This window comes from Pseudomonas sp. GW822-FHT04H02 (genome assembly GCF_058800645.1).
Map to the genome: position 1 here is coordinate 880890 of NZ_JBXAMM010000002.1, position 23865 is coordinate 904754.

Genomic DNA, 23865 nt, shown 5'->3' on the forward strand with positions numbered 1-23865 from the left:
TCTACTGGTCAATATGGAATGTTATTTCGCACAGCGGAATATAAGTGGTTGAAAATCACGCCCCGCATGGGGCAGGATCGACCCGGGGCGGTGGCCCATCAACGTGCGGCCTGGCTGGCCAGCCGGCACCGGATGACGCTGTCCATGGCTGTTCCCTCGATCATTCCCGGGCTTGAAGGAGTCTTCCATGTCCACCGCTCGTACCCAGCGCCCCCATCACCGTGTCTGGCCCAAGCGCCTGCCCCTGGCCTTGTCGGTGCCGGCCACCTCGCTTTGGTTCAACCTGGAGGTGGCGGCCCGGCGTTACCCGGACAAGGTCGCCTACCGGTTTTTCGGCCACACGCTGAGCTTTGCCCAGTTGCAGGCCGAGGCCCTGGCGCTGGCCGGCTGGTTGCAGGGCGAAGGGGTCGAGCCCGGTGACCGGGTGGCGCTGTACCTGCAGAACTGCCCGCAATTCGTCATCGCCTGCTACGCCATCCTGCGGGCCAATGCGGTGCTGGTGCCGATCAACCCGATGAACAAGGTGCAAGAGCTGAGCTACCAGCTCGGCGATGCCCAGGCGCGGGTACTGATCTGCGCCGCGGACCTGGCGCCCATCGCCCAGGCGGCGAATGCCAGCCTCGAACCCGAGCAGCGACTGCACCGGGTCCTGGTGACCCGCTACAGCGATGCCATGCCGGCATCGGCGGACATGCACCCGGCGGAGGTCGCCAGCGCCGAGATCGATGCCTGGCTGCGCAGCGAGCCAGCGCTGCCCGAAGGCTACCAGCGCTGGAACGAGGCCCTGGCCCAGGCACGTTGCCCCGGCCCGCACACTGCCCAGGCCGATGACCTGGCGCTGCTGCAATACACCTCGGGCACCACCGGCCATCCCAAGGGCTGCATGCACACCCATCGCAGCCTGATGAGCAACGCGGTCAGCGGCAGCTGGACCCAATCCACCGTGGAGTCGGTGGGCCTTGGGGTCGTGCCGTTCTTCCACATCACCGGCCTGGTGTGCTTTGTCCTGCGGGCGGTGTTCGACGCCACCAGTACGGTGATCATGCCGCGCTGGGATCGGGAGCTGGCCGGGCGGCTGATCTCGCGGTACCGGGTGACCCACTGGACCTGCATCCCGACCATGGTCATCGACCTGTTCGCCAGCCCCCATTACCAGGACTTCGAACTGTCGAGCCTGGTGCATATCAACGGTGGCGGGGCGGCGATGCCCGAGGCGGTGGCGCAGCGCCTGCGCCAGGAGTTCGGCCTGACTTTTCTCGAAGGCTACGGCCTCACCGAAACCGCCGCCGCCAGCCATGGCAACCCCCCTGAGCGGGCCAAGCTGCAATGCCTGGGCATGCCGTTCTTTGGCGTCGATTCACGGGTGGTGGACCCGCGCACCCTGGAGGAACTTGCACCCGGCGAGGTGGGGGAAATCATCACCTCTGGCCCGATGCTGTTCAAAGGCTACTGGCGCAACCCTGAAGCTACCGAGGCGGCGTTCGTCGAGTTCGAGGGCAAGCGTTTCCTGCGCACCGGCGATCTGGGGCACATGGATGAGGAGGGCTATTTCTTTCTCACCGACCGCCTCAAGCGAATGATCAACAGCAGCGGCTTCAAGGTCTGGCCGGCGGAAGTGGAGGCGCTGCTGTTCAAGCACCCGGCGGTGCACGAAGCCTGTGTCATCGCCACCCGGGACGCCTACCGCGGGGAAAGCGTCAAGGCCCTGGTGGTGCTGCGCAGCGAGGCCCGGGGCCGCACCGCCAGCGAAGAGATCATCGCCTGGGCGCGCGAGCACATGGCCGCCTACAAGGTGCCGCGGGTGCTGGAGTTCGTCGACAGCCTGCCCAAGTCCGGCTCCGGCAAGGTGATGTGGCGCGTGCTCCAGGATCGCGAGGCGACCCATAGCTGAAGAGTGATTTCCCAGGCGGGCCAACCCGCGACTGCGTCGGAGACGACAATGACTACAACAACAATAACGGTCCATGATCCCCACGCCTCACCCGAGCATGCCCGGCAGCTCGACACGCTGTACGCCAGGATCCGCTGGCGCCTGCTGCCGCTGTTGATGCTGTGCTACATGGTGGCCTTTCTGGACCGGGTGAACATCGGCTACGCCCAGTTGCAGATGAAGCAGACCCTGCCGTTCGGCGATGCGGTGTATGGCCTGGGGGCGGGGATCTTCTTCATCGGCTACTTCATCTTCGAGGTGCCCAGCAACCTGATGCTCAAGCGCAGCGGCGTGCGCAAGACCCTGTTGCGGATCATGTTCTGCTGGGGCCTGGTGGCCGCGGCGATGATGTTCGTCAGCACCCCGATGCAGTTCTACGTTCTGCGTTTTCTTTTGGGGGCCTTCGAGGCCGGGTTCTTCCCCGGGGTGATCCTGTATTTCACCTACTGGTTCCCGGCGCCGCGCCGGGGGCAGGTGATCGCCATCTTCATGACCGCCGCCGCGGTCGCCGGGCTGATTGCCGGGCCGGTCTCGGGCAGCATCCTCAAGTACCTGGACGGCGCGGTCGGCCTGCACGGCTGGCAATGGATGTTCATGATCCAGGGGCTGCCGGCCAGTGTCCTGGGGGTAGTGGCTTTTTTCTATCTGCAGGACAGCCCGGCCCGGGCCCGCTGGCTCAGCGCCGGGGAAAAGCGCCTGCTGGACGCCGACATGGCCCGGGATCTGGCGAACGCCCGGGACAAATCCCAGGACAGCCTGGCGCAGATGTTTCGCGACCCCAGGATCTACCTGCTGTCCACGGCCTATTTCATGTTCCTGGGCGCCACCTACATGCTGGTGTTCTGGATGCCGAGCCTGATCCAGGGCTGGGGCAGCAAGGACCTGTTGCAGGTCGGGCTGATCACCGCGATCCCCAATATCGTCGGGATCGTCGGCATGGTGCTGATCGGGCAGCACTCCGACAAGCACCGGGAGCGGCGCTGGCACTTCGTCGGCTGCATGGCCATCGCGGTGTTCGGCCTGGCGGTCACCACCTTGCTCAACGGCCACCTGCTGCTGTCGGTTACGGCCCTGGGTTTTGCCTACGTGGGGATCAAGGCCGGCACGCCGATCTTCTTCGCCCTGGTCAGCGAGTACCTGTCGGTGGCGGCCACCGCCGGGGGCATTGCCTTCATCAGCAGCCTGGGCAACCTCGGCCCGGCGGTCACACCCTGGCTCAACGGGGTGATCAACAGCCATACCGGCGGCCACGTGTCGAGCATGTACCTGGGGATTGTCATGTACCTGCTGGCGGGCGGGCTGGTACTGGTGACCGCGCGCATCGCCCGGGCGCCCAAGGTCGCTGCGGTCGTCGCCGAATCATGAACTACCCATTGGATTGCCCAGGAGCCCGAACATGAGCCTGCCGAAGATTCTCACCCAGCATTTGCGCCTGCCAGTGGTGGCCGCGCCGCTGTTCATCATTTCCACTCCCGAGCTGGTGATCGCCCAGTGCAAGGCCGGGATCGTCGGTTCCTTTCCGGCGTTGAACGCACGGCCGGCCGAGCGCCTGGGGGAGTGGATCGAGCAGATCACCCAGGCCCTGGCCGAGCACGACCGGCTGCACCCGCAGCGGCCCGCCGCGCCGTTTGCGGTGAACCAGATCGTCCACCGCTCCAATGACCGGCTGGAGCAGGACATGGCGGTCTGCGTGCAGCACAAGGTGCCGATCATCATCACCTCCCTGGGCGCGCGCCCCGAGATCAACCAGGCGGTGCACAGCTACGGCGGCATCGTGCTGCACGACGTGATCAACAACCGTTTCGCGCGCAAGGCCATCGACAAGGGTGCCGACGGCCTGATTGCCGTGGCGGCCGGCGCCGGAGGGCATGCGGGCACCCAGTCGCCGTTTGCCCTGGTGCAGGAAATCCGCCAATGGTTCGATGGCCCGCTGCTGCTTTCCGGGGCCATTGCCTCGGGGCGTTCGATCCTCGCGGCCCAGGCCCTGGGGGCGGACCTGGCCTACATCGGCTCGGCCTTTATCGCCACCCAGGAGGCCAACGCGGTGGCGGGCTACAAGCAGATGATCAGCCAGTCGACGGCCGAGGATATCGTCTACACCAACCTGATCACCGGCGTGCACGGCAATTACCTGAAGGCCTCGCTGGTGGCTGCGGGGCTGGACCCCGATGACCTGCCCAGCAGCGATCCCTCGCAGATGAACTTCGGCGCAGACAGGCACAAGCCCAAGGCCTGGAAGGAGATCTGGGGCTGCGGCCAGGGGATTGGCGTGGTTGACGGCGTACCGAGCGCCGGAGACTTGGTGGCGCGCCTGGGCAGGGAGTATCAGCAGGCCTGCCAGGAGCTGCGCACCCGGTTGCTGTAACGCGCAAGTGGGAAGGGGAGGCTGCCGGCAATGGCCGGCAGCGTCGTTTTCGCGATCTACCAGATCTTGTGGATGAGGCTCAGGGCGTGGCCGCGGTAGGCCAGGCTCTCCATGATCTCCAGGTAGCGGTTGTCGACCTCGGCCACGCCCTTGCCTGGCGCCGCGCTGATGCGGCGCCAGGCTTGGCTTGGGTTCAGCAGAGGGATTGAGCGCAGCGTCGGGCAGCGCGCTGCGCACCGGGCAAGGAAGGCGGCGACACCTGCTGCCCTTGCGACAGGCTCAGGTGGCCGCCCGGGCCGCGATTCATGGGGCCTATTGCTTGCCGAGGGCGATGTAGCGTTGCAGGTGGTGATCCTCGTCCCCCAACTGATGGTCGATCATCACCAGCCGCTTGGCGTAATGGGCCAGGGGCAGCTCCCAGGTCATGCCGATGCCGCCGTGCAACTGGATGCATTCTTGCGCCACCAGGGTGCCGATGCGGCCGATGCTGACCTTGGCCGCTGACAGCGCGCGCTCGCGGTCCAGGCGATCGGCCTCCAGGGCCGAGGCGGCATTGATCACCGCCGAGCGCGCTTGTTCGATCTCCAGCAGCAGCACCGCCATGCGATGTTGCAGTGCCTGGAAACTGCCGATCGGGCGGCCGAACTGCTGGCGGGTGCGCAGGTAATCCAGGGTCGCCACTTTGGCCACTTCCATGGCGCCCAGGGCTTCGGCGCACAACGCCAGCACGCCGCGGCCAATGGCCCGCTCCAGGGTGGCATGGCCCTGGTGCAGGGTGCCCAGCAGGGCAGAGCCCGGCACAAGCAGCTGGTTCAGGCGCACCTGCGCCACGGGGCCGCCATCGAGGGTGGCGCTGCCGCGGATCTCCAGGCCCGGGGTATCCCTGGGCACCAGGAACAGCGAAATGCCCTGGCTGTCGTCAATGGCTCCGGCGGTGCGGGCCGACACCACCAGCAACCCGGCCTGCTCGCCGTGCAGCACCAGGCTCTTGGTGCCATCCAGGCGCCAGCCGTCGGCCTGGGGTTCGGCGCGGCAGGCGACCCGGTTGAGTTCGTAGTGGCTGTCGGGTTCGTCATGGGCCAGGGCGGCGATCAGGCTGCCGTCGATGATCTGCGCCAGCTCGATCTTCTGCGTTTCGCTACCGGCGCTGGCGATGGCGTCCCCGGCCAGCACCGCGCTGCCCAGCAGCGGTTCCACCAGCAGCCCGCGGCCCACGGCCTCGAAGACCAGGGCCAGGTCGAAGCCACCGCCGCCGTAGCCACCGTCGGCTTCGCTGAACAGGGCGCCGATCACCCCCATCTCTGCCAGCTGCTGCCAGATCCCGGAGTTGAAACCCTGGCCTGACTGCAGGCTCTGCTGGCGTTTTTCCAGGTTGTAGTGCTGGGCGATAAAGCGGTTCAAGCTGTCGCCGAGCATGCGCCGTTCTGCGCTGTGTTCGAAGTTCATGTGCGCACCCTCAGAGCCCGAGAATCATTTTCGAAATGATGTTTTTCTGGATTTCATTGGAGCCGCCGAAGATCGACAGCTTGCGATTGTTGAAGTACTGCGCCGCCGCGCTGCTGGCGAAGGCCGGGCCCAGGTCCATCGCCCCGGTGTCGCCTTCGTCCTGCATGACCCGGGCGGTGGGGCCCATGGCCCGGCGCAGCAGAGCGGTGAGCTCCTGGCGGATTTCCGTGCCGCAGATCTTCAGCATCGAGCTTTCCGCGCCGGGCGCGCCGCCACCGGCCACCGCTGCGATCACCCGCAGGTTGGTGGTCTTCATGTTCTCAAGGTCGATCTCGACCCGGGCCAGGCGTGCAGCGAACTGCGGGTCTTCCAGCAGCGGCCGGCCATTGCGGGTGCGCTGTGCTGCCACGCGCTTGAGGCGTTGCAGCGCGGCCATGGACAAGCCGACCCCGGCAATGTTGGTGCGCTCGTAGGTCAACAGGTACTTGGCACAGGTCCAGCCCTTGTTTTCCTCGCCCACCAGGTTGGCCACCGGCACCCGCACGTCGGTGAAAAACACCTCGTTGATCTCGTGGTCGCCTTCCAGGGTGATGATCGGACGCACCTCGACCCCGGGGCTGGCCATGTCGATCAGCAGGAAGCTGATGCCTTCCTGGGGCTTGGCCTCGCGGTCGGTGCGCACCAGGCAGAAAATCATGTTGGCGTGCTGGCCCAGGGTGGTCCAGGTCTTCTGGCCGTTGACCACATAGTGATCGCCGTCGCGCACGGCCGTGGTCTTGACCGCCGCCAGGTCCGAGCCGGCGCCGGGTTCCGAATAGCCCTGGCACCACCAGTGGCGGCCGTCGAGGATGCGCGGCAGCCAGTAGTCCTGCTGCTGTGGGGTGCCGTACTTGATCAGCACCGGGCCCAGCATGTTGACCCCGAACGGCACGATGCGCGGCGCGTTGGCCAGGCCGCATTCGAGTTCGAAGATGAATTTCTCCACGGCGCTCCAGCCCGGCCCGCCAAAGGCCTCGGGCCAGTGGTTGGCCAGCCAGCCGCGGGTGTTGAGGGTCGAATGCCAGTGCTCCATGTCGGCCTTGGACAGGCGTTCGCCATTGGCCACCTTGTCACTCAGTTCGCTGGGCAAGTGTTCGGCGAGGAAGGCCTGCACCTGATTGCGGAAGGCTTCTTCTTGGGGGGTGAAACTCAGGTCCATGTCGGCGTCCTCAATAGATTTCGAACAGCGCGGCGGCGCCCATGCCGCCGGCAATGCACATGCTGACCACGGCGTACTTGACCCCGCGGCGCCGACCTTCGAGCAGCACATGGCCGGCCAGGCGCGCACCGGTCATGCCGAACGGGTGGCCGAGGGCGATGGCCCCGCCGTTGACGTTCAGGCATTCATCGGCGATGCCCAGCCGCTGCTGGCAATAGAGCGCCTGGGAGGCGAAGGCTTCGTTGAGTTCCCAGAGGCCGATGTCGTCCACCTTGAGGCCGTGCCGGGCCAGCAGCCGGGGTACGGCGAACACCGGGCCGATGCCCATTTCGTCGGGTTCGCAACCGGCCACCGCCATGCCACGGAACACGCCCAGCGGTTGCAGGTTGGCGCGGGCCGCTTCACGGGCCTCCATCAGTACGCAGGCCGAGGCGCCGTCGGACAGTTGCGAGGCGTTGCCGGCGCTGATGAAGCGCTGTGGGCCCAGCACCGGTTCCAGTTTGGCCAGGGCCTCGTAAGTGCTCCCCGGGCGGTTGCAGGTGTCGGCGTCCACCGTGACCTGGTGCTGGCTGACCTCGCCGCTCTGCTTGTCGGTCACGGCCATGGTGGTGGTGCAGGGAATGATTTCCTCGCGGTAGTGCCCGGCCCGTTGCGCCGCTTCGGTCTTGTGCTGGCTGCGCAGCGAGAAACGGTCCTGGGCCTCGCGGCTGATGCCGTAGCGCGCGGCGACGATGTCCGCGGTCTCGATCATCGGCAGGAACAGCTCCGGTTTGTGCTGCACGAGCCAGGGATCGAGGTCCGGGTCGTCGCTGCCGCGGCCGCGGATCTGCGAGATGCTTTCCACGCCACCGGCAATGATGGCGGGGGCGCCATCGACCACGATACGCCCGGCGGCCATGGCGATGGCCTGCAAGCCGGAGGCGCAGAAGCGGTTCACCGTGGTGCCGGCGATGCCGGTGGGCAGGCCGGCGCGGACCACCGCCAGGCGCGCGACGTTGCGCCCGGTGGTGCCTTCGCCGTAGCCACAACCGAGGATGGCGTCCTCGATCAGCCCCGGGTCGATGCCGGCCCGTTCCACGGCGGCGCGTACCGCGAAAGCGGCGAGGGTCGGGCCGGGAGTGATGTTGAATTCGCCGCGGTGGGCCTTGGTCAGGGGCGTGCGTGCGGTGGATACGATGACGGCTTCGCGCATGGCGCGTGCTCCTTGAGTCAATGGCTGTGGTTGAGGCTGTCGAAGTTCTCGCCGCGCTCCACCAACTGCTCCAGCAGTGGTGAGGCTTTCCAGAACAGCGGGTCTTGTTCGGCGAATTCGCGGATGTCCGCCAGCACCTGGGGCAGGCCGTACTGGTCGGCGTACTTGAGCGGGCCACCGCGATAGCGCGGGAAGCCATAGCCATGGATAAAGGTGATGTCCACATCCAGGGGGCGCAGGGCGATGCCTTCGTGCACCACGTTGGCGCCTTCGTTGATCATCGCCGCCATGTAGCGCCGCAGGATCTCCGGGTTGCCGAAGGGGCGGGGCGTGATGCCGGCCCGGGCCCGCTCGGCGTCGATGATGGCCAGGACTTCCGGGTCCTGGGTGGCGCTGCGCGGGCCCTGGGCATAGAGGTAGTAGCCACGGCCGGTCTTTTGTCCGAACCAGCCGCGCTCGCACAGGCGGTCGGCAATCTGCACGTAGCGCGCGTCGGGATTGCGGGTGGCGGCCTTGCGTTTGCGCGTCGCCCAGCCGATATCGCCGCCGGCCAGGTCGGCCACCTGGAAGGGGCCCATGGGGAAGCCGAAGTCGCGCAGGGCCTGGTCGATCTGATAGGGCGAAGCGCCGTCCTCCATCATGTAGTCCGCCGCCTGGCGGTAGACCGCGAGGATCCGGTTGCCGATGAAACCATCGCAGACCCCGGCACGCACCGGCACCTTGCGCAGTTTCTTCGCCAGTTCGAAGGCCGTGGCCACCACGTCCGGTGCGACCTTGGCCGGGACCACGATCTCCAGCAGCTTCATGATGTTGGCGGGGGAGAAGAAGTGCAGCCCGATGACATCGGCAGGCCGCGAGACGCTGTCGGCGATGGCGTTGAGGTCCAGGTAGGAGGTGTTGCTGGCCAGCACCGCGCCAGGTTTGCACACCCGGTCCAGTTCCTTGAACACCGCCTGCTTGGCGGCCATGTCCTCGAACACCGCTTCGATCACCAGGTCGGCCCGGGCCAGGTCCTGGTAGTCCAGGCTGGCGCGGAAGCGGGCCAGGGTCGCGGCCTTGCCGGCGGCATCCAGGCGGCCTTTTTCGATCAGCCCGTCATAGACCTTCTCGACGTTGCCCCGGCCGCGGTCCAGGGCCTGCTGGTCGCGCTCGATCATGGTGACCTGCAGGCCGGCGTCGAGGGCCGAGACAGCGATGCCGGCGCCCATGGTGCCGCCGCCGACCACGGCCACCTGTTCGATGGGGCGAGGCTGGGCGATGCGGGTTTCCGGGGCCTTGAGCACTTCGCGCTCGGCGAAAAAGGCGTGTACCAGCCCGGCACGCTGCGGGCTGTCGAGGCATTCCTGGAACAGCCGGCGTTCTTCCTCCAGGCCTTGATCGAAGGGCCGGTCAAGGGCCGCCTCGACCGCACGAATGATGTTCTGCGGCGACAGCAGGCCCTTGGCCTTGTGCGTGAGCTGTTCGCGGGCGGCGTTGATCTGTTCGCGTTGCAGATGCTGATCGCCCAGGGCCCGGGCGTCCCGGGTGCGCCGCACGCCGGCATGGCTGTCCGCCAGCTCGCGGGCATAGGCCAGGCCGGCAGCCAGGGCATCCTCACCCTCCGCCAGGCGGTCCACCACCCCCAGGTCGAGGGCCTCCCGGGCATTCAGGTGACGGCCGCTGAGCATCAGTTCCAGGGCCGCCCGGGCACCGATCAGGCGTGGCAGGCGCTGAGTGCCACCGGCCCCGGGCAGCAGGCCGAGCAGCACTTCCGGCAGGCCGAGGCGGGCGCTGCCCAGGGCCAGGCGGTAGTGGGCCGCCAGGGCCACTTCCAGGCCGCCTCCCAGTGCCACGCCCTGGATGGCCGCCACCACCGGTTTGGCGCTGTCCTCGATGCGCTTGACCACCGCTGGCAATGCCGGGGCCTGGGGCGCCTGGCCGAATTCGCGAATATCGGCGCCGCCACAGAAGTGGCGCCCGGCGCCGACCAGCAGGATGGCGGCCACCGTCGGATCGTCGGCGGCGCTGTCCAGGGCGGCCAGCAGCCCGCGCCTGACCTCCACGCCAAGGGCGTTCACCGGCGGGTTGTCGAGGGTCAGGACCAGGATGTTGCCGTGCAGGGCGGATGCCACAGAGGGCTGGGCGGTGTCGCGACTCATTGCAGCAGTCTCCCGAGGAAAGGGCAGCGTGAGGCCGATGGTTGCCCAGGGGGCTCCGGGCGCTGAACGGAAATCAGGATTGGATTCCGCTGTTTGAATCGGCTGGTGAAAATAATCCTGTCATCAATAAATTAGTGGGTCAATACGGAATAGTATTTCGCAGTGCGGAATAAAAAGATTCTTTTTACTTGATTTAAGCCCTTGATTGCTTCAGAGACGTGAGGATGAATATTTGACATATTTGATTTGTGATCACATATTGCTGCCCACAAGAATCACAACACAGGTGTCACCCCCATGTCCGAAGGTCCTATCCCCCTGCCTACCTTGCGTCAGGTTTCTCGCGATACCTTGCAGGAACAGGTGTATCGACAGATTCGCGAAGCCTTGATGAGTGGCCGATTCCAGCCCGGCCAGAAACTGACCATTCGTGGCCTGGCCGAAGCCCTGGGTTCCAGCCCGATGCCGGTGCGCGAAGCCCTGCAGCGCTTGAGTGCGGAAAATGCCTTCGAGGTCACGGAAACCTCCCGCCTGCGGGTACGCATGATGACGGTGGAGCGCCTGCGGGAAATCCGTGATGCACGGGTGGCCCTGGAGGGGCTGCTGGCGGAAAAGGCCGTGCAGCATCTGCACAAGGCCGATATGCAGGAGATCGCCGATCTCTGCCGGCAGATGCAGAAGGCCGCCGACGAGGTGGATGTCTCCCGCTACCTGTGGACCAACTTCGCTTTCCACCGGCGCATCTATGCGGTGGCCCGGGCCGAACTGACCATGGCCGCCGTGGAGAACTTCTGGCTGCACATGGGCCCCTGCTTCGCCCTGGTGGCGCCGGACAAGGCCCACCTGCAACGTTCCATGGAGGCCCACAACCGAATCGTCGAGGCCCTGGTCGCCGGCGATGGCCCGGCGGCGCGAGCAGCGGTCACCGACGACATCATGCAGGCGGCGGATTCCCTGGGCCGCCTGCTGGCCAAGAGCGACGGTGCAGCACAGCGTAAAGGAGGCCGGGCATGAGCATCCTTCAGCGTTTGCAGCCTTATCCGGGCTTGCGGGTGATGATTTCCGGTGGCGCGGCGGGCATAGGTGAAGTGCTGGCCGCTGCCTACCTTGAAGCCGGCGCCCAGGTGCATGTGTGCGATGTCAGCGAAGCGGCCCTGGCGGCCTTTCGCGATCGCTACCCCGAGGCCCTGGCAACCCGTACCGATGTCGCCGACCCGGCGCAGATCGAAGCCTTGTTCAAGCTTCAGGTGCAGCACTTCGGTGGCCTCGATGTGCTGGTCAACAACGCCGGCATTGCCGGGCCGACCGCGGGCATCGATGCCGTCAGCGATGCCGACTGGCAGCGCACCATCGATATCAACCTGACCGCGCAATACCGCTTCGCCCACCACGCGGTGCCCCTGCTCAAGGCCTCGGACAAGGCCCACCTGCTGCACATCGCCTCCGTGGCCGGGCGCCTGGGCTACGCCTGGCGCACGCCCTATGCCGCTACCAAATGGGCGATTGTCGGGTTGATGAAGTCTTTGGCGGCGGAGCTGGGTGCCAGCGATATCCGGGTCAACGCGCTGTTGCCGGGGATAGTCGAGGGGCCGCGGATGGAGGCGGTGATCCAGGCCCGGGCCGAACAGACCGGGGTACCGGTGGCGCAGATGCGCGAGCAGTACCTGGAGAAGATCTCCCTCAAGCGCATGGTCAGTGCCGAAGACGTGGCGGCCATGGCGCTGTTCCTCTGTTCGCCGGCGGCATGCAACGTCACCGGCCAGGCGATCAGCGTCGACGGCAACGTCGAATACCTCTAGCTCCCGCCGGCTGGCCGCGCCGGCGAGGACCGCCGGCGCTGAAACCTGTAGCGACACCCTGGGATTTTTTTCATCAAGAATAAAAGTCGGAGTACCGTCATGCCTGGAAAAACACCCGTCATCATCACTTGCGCCGTTACCGGTGCCATTCATACCCCGTCCATGTCGCCCCACCTGCCGGTCACGGCCGGGGAGATCGCCGCCGAGGCCATCGCCGCCGCGGAGGCCGGGGCGGCCATCGTCCACCTGCATGCCCGGGACCCGGAGGACGGCCGACCGAGCCAGGACCCCGAGCTGTTCCGGCGCTTCCTGCCGCAGATCAAGGCCGCCTGCGACGTGGTGATCAACCTCACCACCGGCGGCGCGCCGACCATGGGTGTCGAGGAGCGCCTGCAACCGGTGCTGGAGTTCAAGCCGGAACTGGCCTCGCTGAACATGGGCTCGATGAACTTCGGCCTGTACGAAATGCTCAACCGCTTCACCGAGTTCAAGCACGACTGGGAGCGGCCGTACCTGGAGGAAAGCGACGACCGGATTTTCCGCAATACCTTCCGCGATATCGCCCATATCCTCAGTGCCTGTGCCGAGAACCGCACGCGCTTCGAGATCGAGTGCTACGACATCGGCCACCTCTACACCGCTGCGCATTTCCTGGAGCGCGGCCTGCTCAAGGCGCCGCTGTTCATCCAGTCGGTGTTCGGCCTGCGGGGCGGCATCGGCGGCCACCCCGAGGACCTGGCACACATGCGCCGCACCGCTGACCGGCTGTTCGGCGATGCCTATCACTGGTCGATCCTCGGCGCCGGGCGCAACCAGATTCCCCTGGCGACCATGGGCCTGGCCATGGGCAGCCATGCCCGGGTCGGCCTGGAGGACTCGCTGTGGGACGGCCCCGGCAAGCTGGCGGCGAGCAACGCCGACCAGGTACGACGCATCCGCAGCGTCATCGAGGCCCTGGGCGGCCGGGTGGCGACGGCGGACGAAGCCCGCACCCTGCTCGGGCTCAAGGGACGCGACCAGGTCGCGTTCTAAGCCCCGCAGGCCCGCTGCCGGCGCCTTCCGGGCGCTGGCGATCCCGCATAACAATTACAAAGGGATATGCCCATGAACACTGCAACCGCCGCCCCGCCCCGGGACCCGCAACAACTGACCCGGCTGATGTTCCTCAAGCTGATGCCGCTGCTGATCGCGGCCTATGTCTTGAGTTTTCTCGACCGCACCAATATCGCCCTGGCCAAGCATCAGCTGGATGTGGACCTGGGGATTTCCGCCGCGGCCTACGGGCTGGGGGCCGGACTGTTCTTCCTCACCTATGCGCTGTCCGAAGTGCCGAGCAACCTGATCATGCACAAGGTCGGCGCGCGCTTCTGGATCGCCCGGATCATGGTGACCTGGGGGCTGATCTCCGCCGCCATGGCTTTCGTCCAGGGCGAGACCTCCTTCTATGTGCTGCGCCTGCTGCTGGGGATTGCCGAGGCCGGGCTGTTTCCCGGGGTCATGCTGTACCTGACCTACTGGTTCGACCGCCAGCAGCGGGCCCGGGCCACCGGCTATTTCCTGCTGGGGGTGTGCCTGGCCAATATCATTGGCGGCCCGCTGGGCGCGGCGCTGATGAAGATGGACGGCCTTTTGGGCTGGCACGGCTGGCAGTGGATGTTCCTGCTCGAAGGCCTGCCGGCGGTGTTCTTCGCCTGGGTGGTATGGCGGCGCCTGCCGGACCGCCCGAGCCGTGCTCCCTGGCTGAGCGCCGAGGAAGCGGCGGCCATCGAACAGCGCCTGGCCCGGGAAGCCGACGAGGGCGCGGGGCAGGGCGGGCACTCGTTCCGGCAATGCTTCACGCCACAGATCCTGCTGGCGATCTTTGTCTACTTCTGCCATCAGATCACCATCTACACCGTGATCTTTTTCCTCCCCAGCATCATCGGCAAGTACGGCAACCTGAGCATCATGAGCGTTGGCCTTTTGACCTCGCTGCCCTGGATCGCCGCAGCCGTCGGGGCTATCGCCTTGCCCCGGCTGGCCAACAGCCCGCAACGCTCGCGGCGCCTGCTGGTCTGTGGCTTGCTGGTGATGGCGGCGGGGCTGTCGATCGCGGCGTTTTCCGGGCCGGTGTTCAGCCTGCTGGGGTTCTGCGTGGCGGCGCTGATGTTCTTCGTGGTGCAGTCGATCATCTTCCTGTACCCGGCTTCACGGCTCAAAGGCGCGGCGTTGGCGGGTGGCCTGGGCTTCGTCAATTCCTGCGGGCTGCTGGGCGGTTTTGTCGGCCCTTCGGTGATGGGCGCGATCGAGATGAGCACCGGCAATGCCATGAATGGCCTCAAGGTGATTGCCCTGGTGCTGCTGGTGGCGGCATTGGCGGCCCTGCGTTTGCGCCAGGGCCAGGAGGACCGCTGTGAGCAAAGGGCGAGTGGGCTGGCGAGAAACTCCGCCTGAGGTCTGCCCGGGGTTGGCGTCGCTTGGCAGATCTTGCCTGGACGCCAGCCCTCCGGCCTTTCTACACTGCTTCCCGTCTGGGGACCGGGGGCAACATCAATGAATCGCAATGAACTGCGCAAGGCCGATATCAACCTGATGGTGGTGTTCGAGGCGCTGATGCTCGAGCGCAATGTCACCCGGGTGGCGGAGAAGCTGTTCCTCGGCCAGCCCACCATCAGTTCCGCGCTCAACCGCCTGCGGGCGATGTTCAACGACCCGCTGTTCATTCGCGTCGGCCATCGCATGGAGCCCACGGCCCGTGCCGAGCAGATCATCCAGCACCTGTCGCCGGCCCTGGACGCACTGTCCTCGGCCCTGAGCCTGACCCACGATTTCGATCCCGCCAGCAGCACCATGACCTTTCGCATCGGCCTGTCCGACGACGTCGAGTTCGGCCTGCTGCCCCCCCTGCTGCGGGCCCTGCGCCAGGAAGCGCCGCAAGTGGTGGTCGTGGTGCAGCACGTGGACTACTGGCGGATTCCCGACCTGCTGGCGTCCGGCGATATCACCGTGGGCATCAGCCAGACCCGCGGCCTGCCGGCCAACGCCAAGCGCAAGCTGCTGCGGCATATCCAGCCCAGCGTGCTGCGGGCCGATGCCAGCGACACACCGCTGACCCTCGATGAGTACTGCGCGCGGCCCCATGTGCTGGTGTCCCACACCGCCAATGTCGCCGGCTTCGCCGATGAGTGGCTGGCGGAGATCGGCCGCACCCGCCAGGTCGTGTTGTCGGTGCCCCAGTACAGCTCGCTGCCGGCCCTGCTCGCCGGCACCAAGCTGATTGCCAGCCTGCCCGACTATGCCGCCGCCGCCATGGCCGCCTCGGGGCAGCTGTACTGCGAGCCGTTTCCGTTCAAGACCCCGACCCTGGACCTGTCCATGGTCTGGCTCAGCCATGTGGACACCGACCCCGCCGAACGCTGGCTGCGCTCGCGGCTGGAAGCCTTCATGAGCGAGCGGGCGCCCCTCGCGAGCTAATCGCGCCTGGTAGCCGCTGCCGCAGGCGGCGATGGACCGCGCAGCGGGGCCCCAAAGCTGCCCATGCGGTCTGCCTGGCGGATCGCATGGGCGGCCTTGCCAGTCCTGCGGACCGGGTCGCAGCCTGCGGCAGCGGCGACAGCGGTGCAGTGAACGGAGGCCGCCAGCTTGGCATAGGCACAGGCGGCTGCTTTGCTGTGTGGATCGTCTGTTGAAACATTGATCGGTGGAGTGTGCCCATGAGTCGTTCCCGTTCCCTGTTGCGTGGGCGTGGCAGCCACGACAGCGGCAAGGTTGGCATGGTCGAGTTGTTCTTCGACCTGGTGTTCGTGTTTGCCGTGACCCAACTGTCCCACTCCCTGCTGGCTCATCTGTCCCTGGGCGGAGCGCTGCAGGTGGCGTTGCTGATGGTGGCGGTGTGGTGGGTGTGGATCTTCACCTCGTGGATCACCAACTGGCTGGACCCGGAAGCCCTGCCGATCCGCCTCGGCCTGTTCGTGCTGATGGTGGCCGGGTTGCTGCTGTCGTCGTCGATTCCCCAGGCCTTCGGCGAGCGTGGGCTGCTGTTCGCCGGCGCCTATGTGTTCATGCAGGTGGGGCGCACCGCCTATTCACTGTGGGCAGTGCGCGGCGAGCCGCTGAACATGACCCGCAACTTCCAGCGGATCCTCTTGTGGCTGATGTTCTCGGGCGTTTTCTGGATCACCGGTGGCCTGCTCGAAGGCCCGCAGCGCCTGGCGTGCTGGGGGCTGGCCCTGGCCATCGAGGTGCTGTCGCCGTCGCTGTATTTCTGGGTACCGGGGCTCGGCCGCTCGACCCTGGAAGACTGGAATGTCGAAGGCAACCACATGGCCGAGCGCTGCGCTCTGTTCGTGATCATCGCCCTGGGTGAATCCCTGCTGGTCACCGGCGCCACCTTCGCCGAGCTGGCCACCAGTGCCGAAGGGGTACTGGCTTTCGTGGTGGCGGTGCTGGGCAGCATTGCCATGTGGTGGGTGTATTTCGACAGCGGCGCCGAGCGTGCCCACCACCGCATCGCCCACTCCAGCGACCCGGGGCGCCAGGCGCGTATTGCCTACACCTACCTGCATGTGCTGATCGTCGCCGGGATCATCGTCAGTGCGGTGGCCGACGAACTGGTGCTGGTGCACCCGCAGCATGCCAGCCAGGCCGCGGTGCTGGTGATCGTCGGCGGGCCCTGGCTGTTCCTGCTCGGTTGCGCGCTGTTCAAGTGGGTGATGAACGAGCGGCCGTTGCCGCCGCTGTCGCACCTGGCCGGGCTCGCGGCCTTGCTGCTGTTGTTGCCCGCGGCCTGGAACCAGTGGTTTTCCGCCCTGGCGCTGGGCAGCCTGACCACCCTGGTGATGCTGCTGGTGGCGGCCTGGGAAACCCTGGCCCTGCGGGAAAGGGCGGCGGCCAGGCAATGAGGCTAACGGCTACTGCGGCGGCGTGGGGCGGGTTGTGTAGTATGGAGCGCCTTTTTACCCCTGACTGACCGGGAGCTTTGCCATGCCGCACCTGCATATGGAATACACCGCCAACCTGCCGCAACTGGACGTCGACAAGGCGCTGCTGCGACTCAATCATGGGCTGGTGGCGTCCGGGCAGTTCTCCGATGAGTTCGACATCAAGAGCCGCGCAGTCAAGGTCGAAGCGTTCCGGGTCGGCACCGGGATTGGCGAGCGCGGCTTTGTCCACGTCAAGCTGGCCTTGCTCAGCGGCCGCTCGCCAGAGATCAAGAAGCAGTTGTCCGAGAGCCTGCTGGCGGTGTTGCAGGATCTGGCGCCATGGCCGGCGGATGTCCAGGTGCAACTGTGCGTGGAGATCGTCGATATCGACCGCGCGTCCTACAGCAAGGCCGCCGTCGGCCGCTGAGGATCAGGCCAGCCCCTGCTCGGCGCAGACCTTGACTATCTGTTCACGGAACCAGGTCTGCGCGCTGTCCTGATCGGTGTGCTGGCTCCACTGCATGTCCAGGCTGAATCCCGGCAGGCCGCTGGGGGCCTCGCAATGGTTGAACACTGCCTCGTTGGCCAGCAGTGCCTGGATGCGCCGGGGCAGGGTGAGGAGGAAGTCGGTGCCGGTGATCATCTTCAGCGCTGCGCTGTAGCTGTTGGAGCGGGCGACGATCTGCCGCTTGTGGGCCTGGCGCGCCAGCCAGCCGTCCACCATGTTGCTGTCCGACGTCCAGGGCGTGGGAAACACGTGCCGCCGCTCGACGAACGACTGCAGGCTGAAGCGCGGTTCCCTGGGCGGGGTCGCACGCTTGTCGAAGACACACACCAGGTCGTCCTCCAGCAGCATCTGCGACTTGAAGTCGGCGTGGCGGCGATGGAAGTCGGGCCCGAAACAGATCACCAGGTCGACGCTGCCATCGCGCAGGTCCTCGGCGGGAATATCACTTTCCAGCTTCTGCACGTTGACTGTCACCGGCAGGTCGGCGTAGTCGAAGCCCTTGAGCAGGCGCGGCAGGATCAGCAGCTCGAAGTATTCCGGGGCACAGAGGTTGAAGGTCACGGCCTGGCGGGTCGGGTCGAAGGCCGGCACACCGCTGTGGCACAGGTTGATGCTCTCCAGGATCCTCAGCACGTGGTTGTACATGCTGGTGGCCTTGTAGGTCGGGCGCATGCCGGTGCGGGTGTTGATGAACAGTTCATCCTCGAAGCCGTTGCGCAGTTTCTTCAGGCAGTAGCTGACGGTCGACTGGCTGACGCAGAGGGTTTCCGAAACCCCGGTGACACTGCTTTGCTCGTACACCGCGATAAAGACCATGAGGTCCTGCATGTCGAGTTTTCTGAGCACATTGCTGATGAGCATCCGTTCCATCCCGCTGAGCACCTGGCGCCGGTGGCGCGCAAACCGGATCGATGCTAGCGGAACGATCGTCCTAATTAAATGCCCGGGGCGGGGATTCGCGGACAGCATCGGGACATAAATGTCCGATAACACGACCTGCGCAGTTTCGCGCACTGCAATGGTGCTTGTCCCGGGTAGATTTCAGGCCGCCGCGGCTGTCGGGCGGCTGCCGCGCACCAGGCCGAGCATGCCCAGGGCCACCAGCAGGGCGCCGAGCATTTCTGTCAACTGTGGCCCCTGGCCCAGCCACAACCAGTGGAACAGCGTGAGGAACAGGGTGCTCAGGTAGATGTAGGAAATCACCGTGGACGGGGCGATGACGCCGATGGCCCGATGCAGCAGCCAGAAGGTTGCCAGGGTGGCGAACAGCGCCAGGTACAGCAGCCACAGCAGGTCGTTGCCGCGCAGTAGCGCGGCACTGCGCCAGCCGCCACTGGCCAGGCTGGCGACAAACAGGAACAGCGATCCGAACAGCATGTTCCAGAAGGTCATGGCCGCCGGGCTGCGCCCTTGCAGGCTGCCGGCCTTGAAGCGCTGGCTCAGCGGCGAGTAGGCGGCCATGGCCAGGCAGCCCAGGGCGTAGATACCCATGGCGTACAGCGACGGCAATTGCCCTGGCGCGCCGCCCTTGAGGATCAGCAGCAGCGCCCCGGCCCCCGCCACCAGCATCGGCAGCAGGCGGCGCCGCTGGCCGCTGCCAGGCAGCAGCCAGGCTTCGAACACCAGGGTCAGGAGCGGCACCAGCGTGAACAGGGTCCCGGTGTTGACCGCCGAGGTATAGCGCAGGGCTTCGAACAGCGAACCGAAATACAGCGCCAGCAGCAGGCCCAGCAGCCCATGGGCGCGCAAGCCGGCCAGGGTCATGGGCGCCGAACCCTTGAGCCACAACAGAGGCACGAACATCAGCGCCGAGAACAACAGGCGCAGGGCAGTCAGCAGCACCGGGTCGATGGCCTGGCTGACCTCGGCGGCGGCAAAGAATGAAGCGGCAATCAGCACCGCCCACAGCAGCATGCCGAGGTTGGCCTGGGTGAAGTTCACCGGGTTCATGATGGCCTCTCCCGGCTCAGCGGATGTGCTGGCGGTAATGCTTCGGATCGAAGCGCAGCACCATGAGGATCATCACCAGCATCACCGCGGCCAGTGACCACCAGGCCCATTCGAAGCTGCCCAGCTGGTCGCGGATCATGCCCGCCAGCAACGGCGACATCCCGGCAATCAGGTAGCCGATGCCCTGCACGAAAGCGGTCAGGCCACCGGCGCGGCGCGGGTCGCTGAGGTGGTCCAGGGAGACGATCAGGCTCATGGGAAACAGCCCGCCGATTCCCAGGCCCAGCAGGCACGGCCACAGCAGGCTGAGGTGTTTGGGGCTGAGGATCAGGCCGCAGAAGCCGGCGATGATCAGTACCAGCAGGGCCACCAGCACCAGGCGCCGGTCCTGGCTGCGGTTGGCGATGGCCGGGGTGACCAGCCCGGAAATCACTTCCATGGCGGTGAGAAAGCCCAGTAACAGGCCCGCGTTCTGCTCGCTCCAGCCGTTCTCCACGTAGTAGGGCGCCAGCCATGCCAGCACGCAGGTGTAGGAAGCGGTGCCGAGGCCGAAGAACACCGCCAGCAGCCAGGCCCGGCGATTACCGGCAAAGGACTCCCGTGCTCCACCTTTGCCCGGCAGCCTGGGCAGGGCCGCGCGCTGGGCGTACCAGAACACCAGGGCCAGCAGCGCCAGGGCGGCCCAGATCGCCAGGGCCAGGCGCCAACTGCCACTGTGGTTCATCACCAGGGGGGAGAAGGACGCGGCCAGTGCTGCACCGCCCATGATCGAGGTGACGTACAGGCCCATGAACAACGAGACATTGTCGGCAAAGCGCGACTTGATCAGCGCCGGCAGCAGTGCCTGGATCAGGGCGATGCCGATGCCGGCCAGCACCGCGCTGAGAATCAGCTCGGCCGCCGAATCCATGAACAGCCGCGAGACCGTGGCCAGGCCGATGACCAGCAGCGACAGGACCACGGTGCGGTGCTCGCCCAGGCGCTGGCTGATGCCCATGCCGAAGAACATCGCCAGGCCCATGGCCATGACCGGCAGCATGGTCAGCAGGGAAGCCAGGCTGAAGCTCAAGGGGATATCGCCACGAATGCCCGACAGCAGCGGGCCGACGGCGGCCATCGACGGACGCAGATTGAGCGCCACCAGAATCACACTGACCATCAGCCAGAGTGCGGGGCGGGAAGTTGCACGAACGTTTTCCATGGTCGGACCTTCAACAAACAAGGACCCGATTAGGCGGCTCGGTCTGGAGTGGGGGCAAATCAGAAAGTCCGCGGTGTTATTTAAAAACTAAATAACACCGCGGACCTGTAGCCGCTGCCGCAGGCTGCGATCCGGGCCGCAGGGCCGCAAACCGGACGATACGCACGCCCGGCAGGCACCTACCGCTGGAGCAACCTGCAACCCGGGATCAGAACGGCTTGGTCGGCAGGTACTTGCCGTCCAGGGTGATCACTGCGCGGGAACCGCCTTCCGGATCTTCGACCTTCTTGATGTCCAGCTTGAAGTTGATGGCGCTGATGATGCCGTCGCCGAACTGCTCGTGGACCAGGGCCTTGAGGGTCGAACCGTAGACCTGGAGCATTTCATAGAAGCGATACACGGTCGGGTCGGTGGGGATGCCGCCGGCGATGCTGCCGCGCAGGGGAATGCTCTGCAGCAGGCGGCTGGCGTCCTGGTCCAGGCCCAGCTTGTCGCACACCAGGTCGGCGGCGGTGGCCGGCAGGGCGTGCTGGCCCAGCAGGGCGGCGGTGACGAAGGCCAGGCTCAGCCCGGTGCCGTCGGTGAGGTCCTGCCACGACAGGTTCTTGCGCGCCTTGGCGTCGATGATGGTGTCGGCCAGGGCCAGGCGTGGAGCTTGGGCGAATTGGGATTGCAGCATGGGGTGACTCCTCTTGAGTGACGAAACGGGGGCTGCTCAGGCAGCGCTGGAAGCTTGGCTGGCCAGGGCACAGGTGTGCGGGTACTCGGCCAGGGAGACGAAACGCTGGGTGTTGCCGTCGAGGGCGACGATGGCGCCGCTCTCGATGTCATAGACCCAGCCATGCAGGTTGAGCCGGCCCTGCTCCAGGGCCAGGGCCACCGAAGGATGGGTCTTGAGGTTGGCCAGTTGGGCGATCACGTTGTCGCGCACCAGGGCGTCCAGGTGCTCGGCGGGCGAGGCGTGCTGGCGGGCGGCATTGATCACCTTGGCCGACTCGGCATGGCGCAGCCAGTTGGCCACGGCGGGCAGGTGGTCGAGGCACTTGCAGGTGGAAATGGCGGTCATCGCGCCGCAGTCGGAGTGGCCGCAGATGACGATGTCGCTCACCCCCAGCACTGCCACCGCGTATTCCACGGTGGCCGATACGCCACCCGGCTCGGGGCCGTAGCTGGGCACGATGTTGCCAGCGTTGCGGATCACGAACAGGTCGCCGGGCTCTTGCTGGGTCAGCAGTTCGGGCACCACCCGGCTGTCGGAGCAGGTGACGAACAGGGTGCCGGGGTTCTGGGTGCTGGCCAGTTGCTTGAACAGTTCACTGCGTTGGGGAAAGGCTTCGCGCTGGAACTTGAGGAAGCCGTCGATGATGTTCTGCATGGGGTTCTCCTTGCGTCGCTGATGGGGCAAGGATGGAAGTTTTCAGCTATAGCGTCCAAGACCGGCTTATTATGCTTTCCATAAGTACAGCCTATAGTTGGAATTCCCCATGCTGTTGCGTCACATCCGTTACCTGCTGGCCGTGGCCGAGCATTGCAACTTCACCCGGGCTGCCGAGGCGCTGCATGTGTCCCAGCCGACCCTGTCGCAACAGATCAAGCAGTTGGAGGAGGGTCTGGGGGCGCCGCTGTTCGACCGTTCCGGGCGCAGCGTGCGCCTCACCGATGCCGGCCAGGCCTATGTCGCCTATGCCCGCCGCGCCCTGCAGGACCTGGAGGCGGCCAGGCGGGCGATCCACGATGTGCAGGACCTGAGCCGCGGCTCGCTGCGCCTGGCACTGACCCCGACCTTTACCGCCTACCTGGCCGGGCCCTTGCTCAGCCGCTTTTACCGGCAGCACCCGGGAATCGGCCTGAGCATCGAGGAAATGACCCAGGACCGCCTGGAAGCGGCCCTGGCCGAAGACCGCCTGGACCTGGGTATCGCCTTCGCCGGCGAGCACCTGGCGGAGATCGAGAGTCAGGCGCTGTTCATCGAGACCCTGAGCCTGATGGTCGGCCCGCAGTATCCGCAGCCCGAGCGCCTGCCCCTGAGTGCCGAGGCCCTGGGCCGCCAGCCCCTGGTGCTGCTCAGCGCCGACTTCGCCACCCGCCGGCACATCGACCTGTATTGCCGGCAGCAGGGCATTGCCCCGCCGATCGCCGCCGAGGCCAATTCGGTCAGTGCGATTGTCGAGATGGTCCGGCGCGGGCAACTGGCGACCATCCTGCCCAGCTCCATTGCCCGGGAGCAGCCGGGGCTGCGCACCCTGGCCTTGCAGTCACCACCGGCGCCGCGCAGCGTGGTGCTGCTGGGGCGCAAGGGCGCCTATCGCAGCGCCGCCTGCCAGGCTTTCCGGCAGCTGCTGCTGGATCAGGACGAGGGCGCGGCCAGCCACTGATTGACCACCCGGTCGTAGGCGCCGGTGGCCTTGCTCAGGTGCAGCCATTGGTCGACGTAGCTTTTCCAGGCCACATCGTCCCGAGGCAGGAGAAAGGCCTTCTCGCTGTATTGCAGGTAGCGCTCGGGGTTGACTGCGCACAGCCCCGGCTTGTGCCGTTGCTGGAAGCGCGCCTCCGAGGCGTCGGTGATCATCACGTCGGCGCGGTGGGTCAGCAACTGATCGAAGATCGTCACGTTGTCGGCGAACAGGGTCAGGCTGGCCTTGGGCAGGTGGGCCCGGGCGAAGATTTCGTTGGTGCCGCCCGGTGGCTCGATCAGGCGCACCTCGGGCTGGTTGATCTGTTCCAGGGTCTGGTAGCGCTTGAGATCCTGGCAGCGCACCAGGGGGATCTTGCCGTCGATGCCCAGGGGCTGGCTGAAGAAGGCTTTTTTCTGCCGCTCCAGTGACACCGAAATACCGCCGACGGCGATGTCGCACTGTTGGCTCTGGAAGTCCGCCATCAGGCCTTTCCAGGTGGTGTTGACCCACTTCACCCGCACCCCGAGGCTCTCGGCCAGGGATTCGGCCAGGCTGATGTCGATGCCTTCGTAGTGGCCGTCGTCGCGCAGGTAGCTGTAGGGCTTGTAGTCGCCGGTGGTGCAGACCGTCAGGTGGCCGCGCTCGATCACCTGGTCCAGGTGCGAGGAGGGCTCCTGGGCGAAGCTCAGGGCTGGGGCGCTGAGGCCCAGCAGGGTACACAACAGCAGGCGCGGGAGCATGGAATCGTTCCTTGAGGGGCAGGGGGGCGGAGCATTATTGGCGCCAGCCGCCGACCAGGCAAGGCAAGTACCGGTGCTGGAAGGCGATGCGGGCTTTCGAC

General features: G+C 66.3%; 21 protein-coding genes. 11 read left to right on the plus strand and 10 right to left on the minus strand.

The window, feature by feature from the left end; translation table 11 throughout:
- Window positions 1-187 precede the first annotated feature (187 nt).
- From AC1RMG_RS10845 to AC1RMG_RS10855, 3 genes are read left to right on the plus strand one after another with little or no spacing between them, the layout of a single operon-like run.
- Window positions 188-1891: a long-chain fatty acid--CoA ligase gene (locus AC1RMG_RS10845; protein ID WP_493169193.1), complete on the plus strand. Its 1704-nt coding sequence runs from the start codon at window positions 188-190 to the stop codon at window positions 1889-1891.
- 48 nt (window positions 1892-1939) lie between these two features.
- Window positions 1940-3295 carry an MFS transporter gene (locus AC1RMG_RS10850; RefSeq protein WP_493169195.1) on the plus strand — a complete coding sequence of 452 codons (1356 nt, stop codon included), beginning with the start codon at window positions 1940-1942 and terminating at the stop codon, window positions 3293-3295.
- A gap of 31 nt (window positions 3296-3326) precedes the next feature.
- Window positions 3327-4295, plus strand: a complete 969-nt coding sequence (locus AC1RMG_RS10855) for an NAD(P)H-dependent flavin oxidoreductase (RefSeq protein WP_342402860.1) — start codon at window positions 3327-3329, stop codon at window positions 4293-4295.
- Window positions 4296-4607: 312 nt separating this feature from the next.
- Here AC1RMG_RS10855 and AC1RMG_RS10860 read toward each other — a convergent pair whose 3' ends face one another.
- Genes AC1RMG_RS10860 through AC1RMG_RS10875 form a run of 4 tightly spaced genes read right to left on the minus strand, consistent with a single transcriptional unit; the run spans window position 4608 to window position 10269 of the window.
- Complete coding sequence (locus AC1RMG_RS10860; protein WP_047284350.1) at window positions 4608-5741, minus strand: acyl-CoA dehydrogenase family protein; 1134 nt, start codon at window positions 5739-5741, stop codon at window positions 4608-4610.
- A gap of 10 nt (window positions 5742-5751) precedes the next feature.
- Window positions 5752-6939, minus strand: coding sequence for an acyl-CoA dehydrogenase family protein (locus AC1RMG_RS10865; RefSeq protein WP_493169197.1), 1188 nt, complete (start codon window positions 6937-6939; stop codon window positions 5752-5754).
- Between the two features lie 10 nt (window positions 6940-6949).
- On the minus strand, window positions 6950-8131 hold the full coding sequence (locus AC1RMG_RS10870; RefSeq protein WP_258611570.1) for an acetyl-CoA C-acyltransferase: 1182 nt from the start codon (window positions 8129-8131) through the stop codon (window positions 6950-6952).
- 17 nt (window positions 8132-8148) lie between these two features.
- The gene (locus AC1RMG_RS10875) at window positions 8149-10269 is read right to left on the minus strand and encodes a 3-hydroxyacyl-CoA dehydrogenase NAD-binding domain-containing protein (RefSeq protein ID WP_493169200.1); all 2121 of its coding nucleotides are present in this window, start codon (window positions 10267-10269) and stop codon (window positions 8149-8151) included.
- 297 nt (window positions 10270-10566) lie between these two features.
- Between AC1RMG_RS10875 and AC1RMG_RS10880 the strand changes: the two genes are divergently transcribed.
- The 7 genes from AC1RMG_RS10880 to AC1RMG_RS10910 all read left to right on the plus strand — a co-directional run bounded on the left by AC1RMG_RS10880 (window position 10567) and on the right by AC1RMG_RS10910 (window position 17396).
- The gene (locus tag AC1RMG_RS10880) at window positions 10567-11283 is read left to right on the plus strand and encodes a GntR family transcriptional regulator (protein WP_011059818.1); all 717 of its coding nucleotides are present in this window, start codon (window positions 10567-10569) and stop codon (window positions 11281-11283) included.
- Window positions 11280-12068 carry an SDR family oxidoreductase gene (locus AC1RMG_RS10885; RefSeq protein WP_011059819.1) on the plus strand — a complete coding sequence of 263 codons (789 nt, stop codon included), beginning with the start codon at window positions 11280-11282 and terminating at the stop codon, window positions 12066-12068. Before AC1RMG_RS10880 ends, AC1RMG_RS10885 begins: the two co-directional genes overlap by 4 nt.
- Before the next feature lie 99 nt (window positions 12069-12167).
- A complete protein-coding gene (gene kce / locus AC1RMG_RS10890) occupies window positions 12168-13100 on the plus strand; it encodes a 3,5-dioxohexanoate:acetyl-CoA acetone transferase (RefSeq protein ID WP_011059820.1) in 933 nt (310 codons plus the stop codon).
- 72 nt (window positions 13101-13172) lie between these two features.
- Window positions 13173-14501: an MFS transporter gene (locus AC1RMG_RS10895; RefSeq protein ID WP_015634541.1), complete on the plus strand. Its 1329-nt coding sequence runs from the start codon at window positions 13173-13175 to the stop codon at window positions 14499-14501.
- Window positions 14502-14600: 99 nt separating this feature from the next.
- Window positions 14601-15521 (plus strand): LysR substrate-binding domain-containing protein, encoded by a 921-nt coding sequence (locus AC1RMG_RS10900; protein ID WP_011059822.1) that lies wholly within the window; start codon window positions 14601-14603, stop codon window positions 15519-15521.
- Window positions 15522-15760: 239 nt separating this feature from the next.
- Entirely contained in the window at window positions 15761-16948 is a 1188-nt protein-coding gene (locus tag AC1RMG_RS10905) for a low temperature requirement protein A (protein ID WP_493169202.1), read from the plus strand.
- A gap of 82 nt (window positions 16949-17030) precedes the next feature.
- Complete coding sequence (locus AC1RMG_RS10910) at window positions 17031-17396, plus strand: 5-carboxymethyl-2-hydroxymuconate Delta-isomerase (RefSeq protein ID WP_123473808.1); 366 nt, start codon at window positions 17031-17033, stop codon at window positions 17394-17396.
- Between the two features lie 3 nt (window positions 17397-17399).
- Here the strand turns inward: AC1RMG_RS10910 and AC1RMG_RS10915 are convergent, their stop codons facing one another.
- The 5 genes from AC1RMG_RS10915 to AC1RMG_RS10935 form a co-directional block, all read right to left on the minus strand.
- Window positions 17400-18338 (minus strand): LysR family transcriptional regulator, encoded by a 939-nt coding sequence (locus AC1RMG_RS10915; protein ID WP_011059825.1) that lies wholly within the window; start codon window positions 18336-18338, stop codon window positions 17400-17402.
- Between the two features lie 180 nt (window positions 18339-18518).
- Window positions 18519-19427 (minus strand): DMT family transporter, encoded by a 909-nt coding sequence (locus tag AC1RMG_RS10920; protein ID WP_072443275.1) that lies wholly within the window; start codon window positions 19425-19427, stop codon window positions 18519-18521.
- Window positions 19428-19443: 16 nt separating this feature from the next.
- On the minus strand, window positions 19444-20628 hold the full coding sequence (locus AC1RMG_RS10925) for a cyanate transporter (protein WP_072443277.1): 1185 nt from the start codon (window positions 20626-20628) through the stop codon (window positions 19444-19446).
- Window positions 20629-20836: 208 nt separating this feature from the next.
- On the minus strand, window positions 20837-21307 hold the full coding sequence (gene cynS, locus AC1RMG_RS10930; protein WP_011059828.1) for a cyanase: 471 nt from the start codon (window positions 21305-21307) through the stop codon (window positions 20837-20839).
- A gap of 36 nt (window positions 21308-21343) precedes the next feature.
- Window positions 21344-22003 (minus strand): carbonic anhydrase, encoded by a 660-nt coding sequence (locus tag AC1RMG_RS10935; protein WP_011059829.1) that lies wholly within the window; start codon window positions 22001-22003, stop codon window positions 21344-21346.
- A gap of 109 nt (window positions 22004-22112) precedes the next feature.
- Between AC1RMG_RS10935 and cynR the strand changes: the two genes are divergently transcribed.
- Window positions 22113-23003: a transcriptional regulator CynR gene (gene cynR / locus AC1RMG_RS10940; RefSeq protein WP_011059830.1), complete on the plus strand. Its 891-nt coding sequence runs from the start codon at window positions 22113-22115 to the stop codon at window positions 23001-23003.
- On the opposite strand, the gene AC1RMG_RS10945 is transcribed toward cynR, so the two are convergent.
- On the minus strand, window positions 22976-23764 hold the full coding sequence (locus tag AC1RMG_RS10945; RefSeq protein ID WP_011059831.1) for a transporter substrate-binding domain-containing protein: 789 nt from the start codon (window positions 23762-23764) through the stop codon (window positions 22976-22978). The two genes, cynR and AC1RMG_RS10945, sit on opposite strands and share 28 nt — an antisense overlap.
- Window positions 23765-23865: the final 101 nt, after the last annotated feature.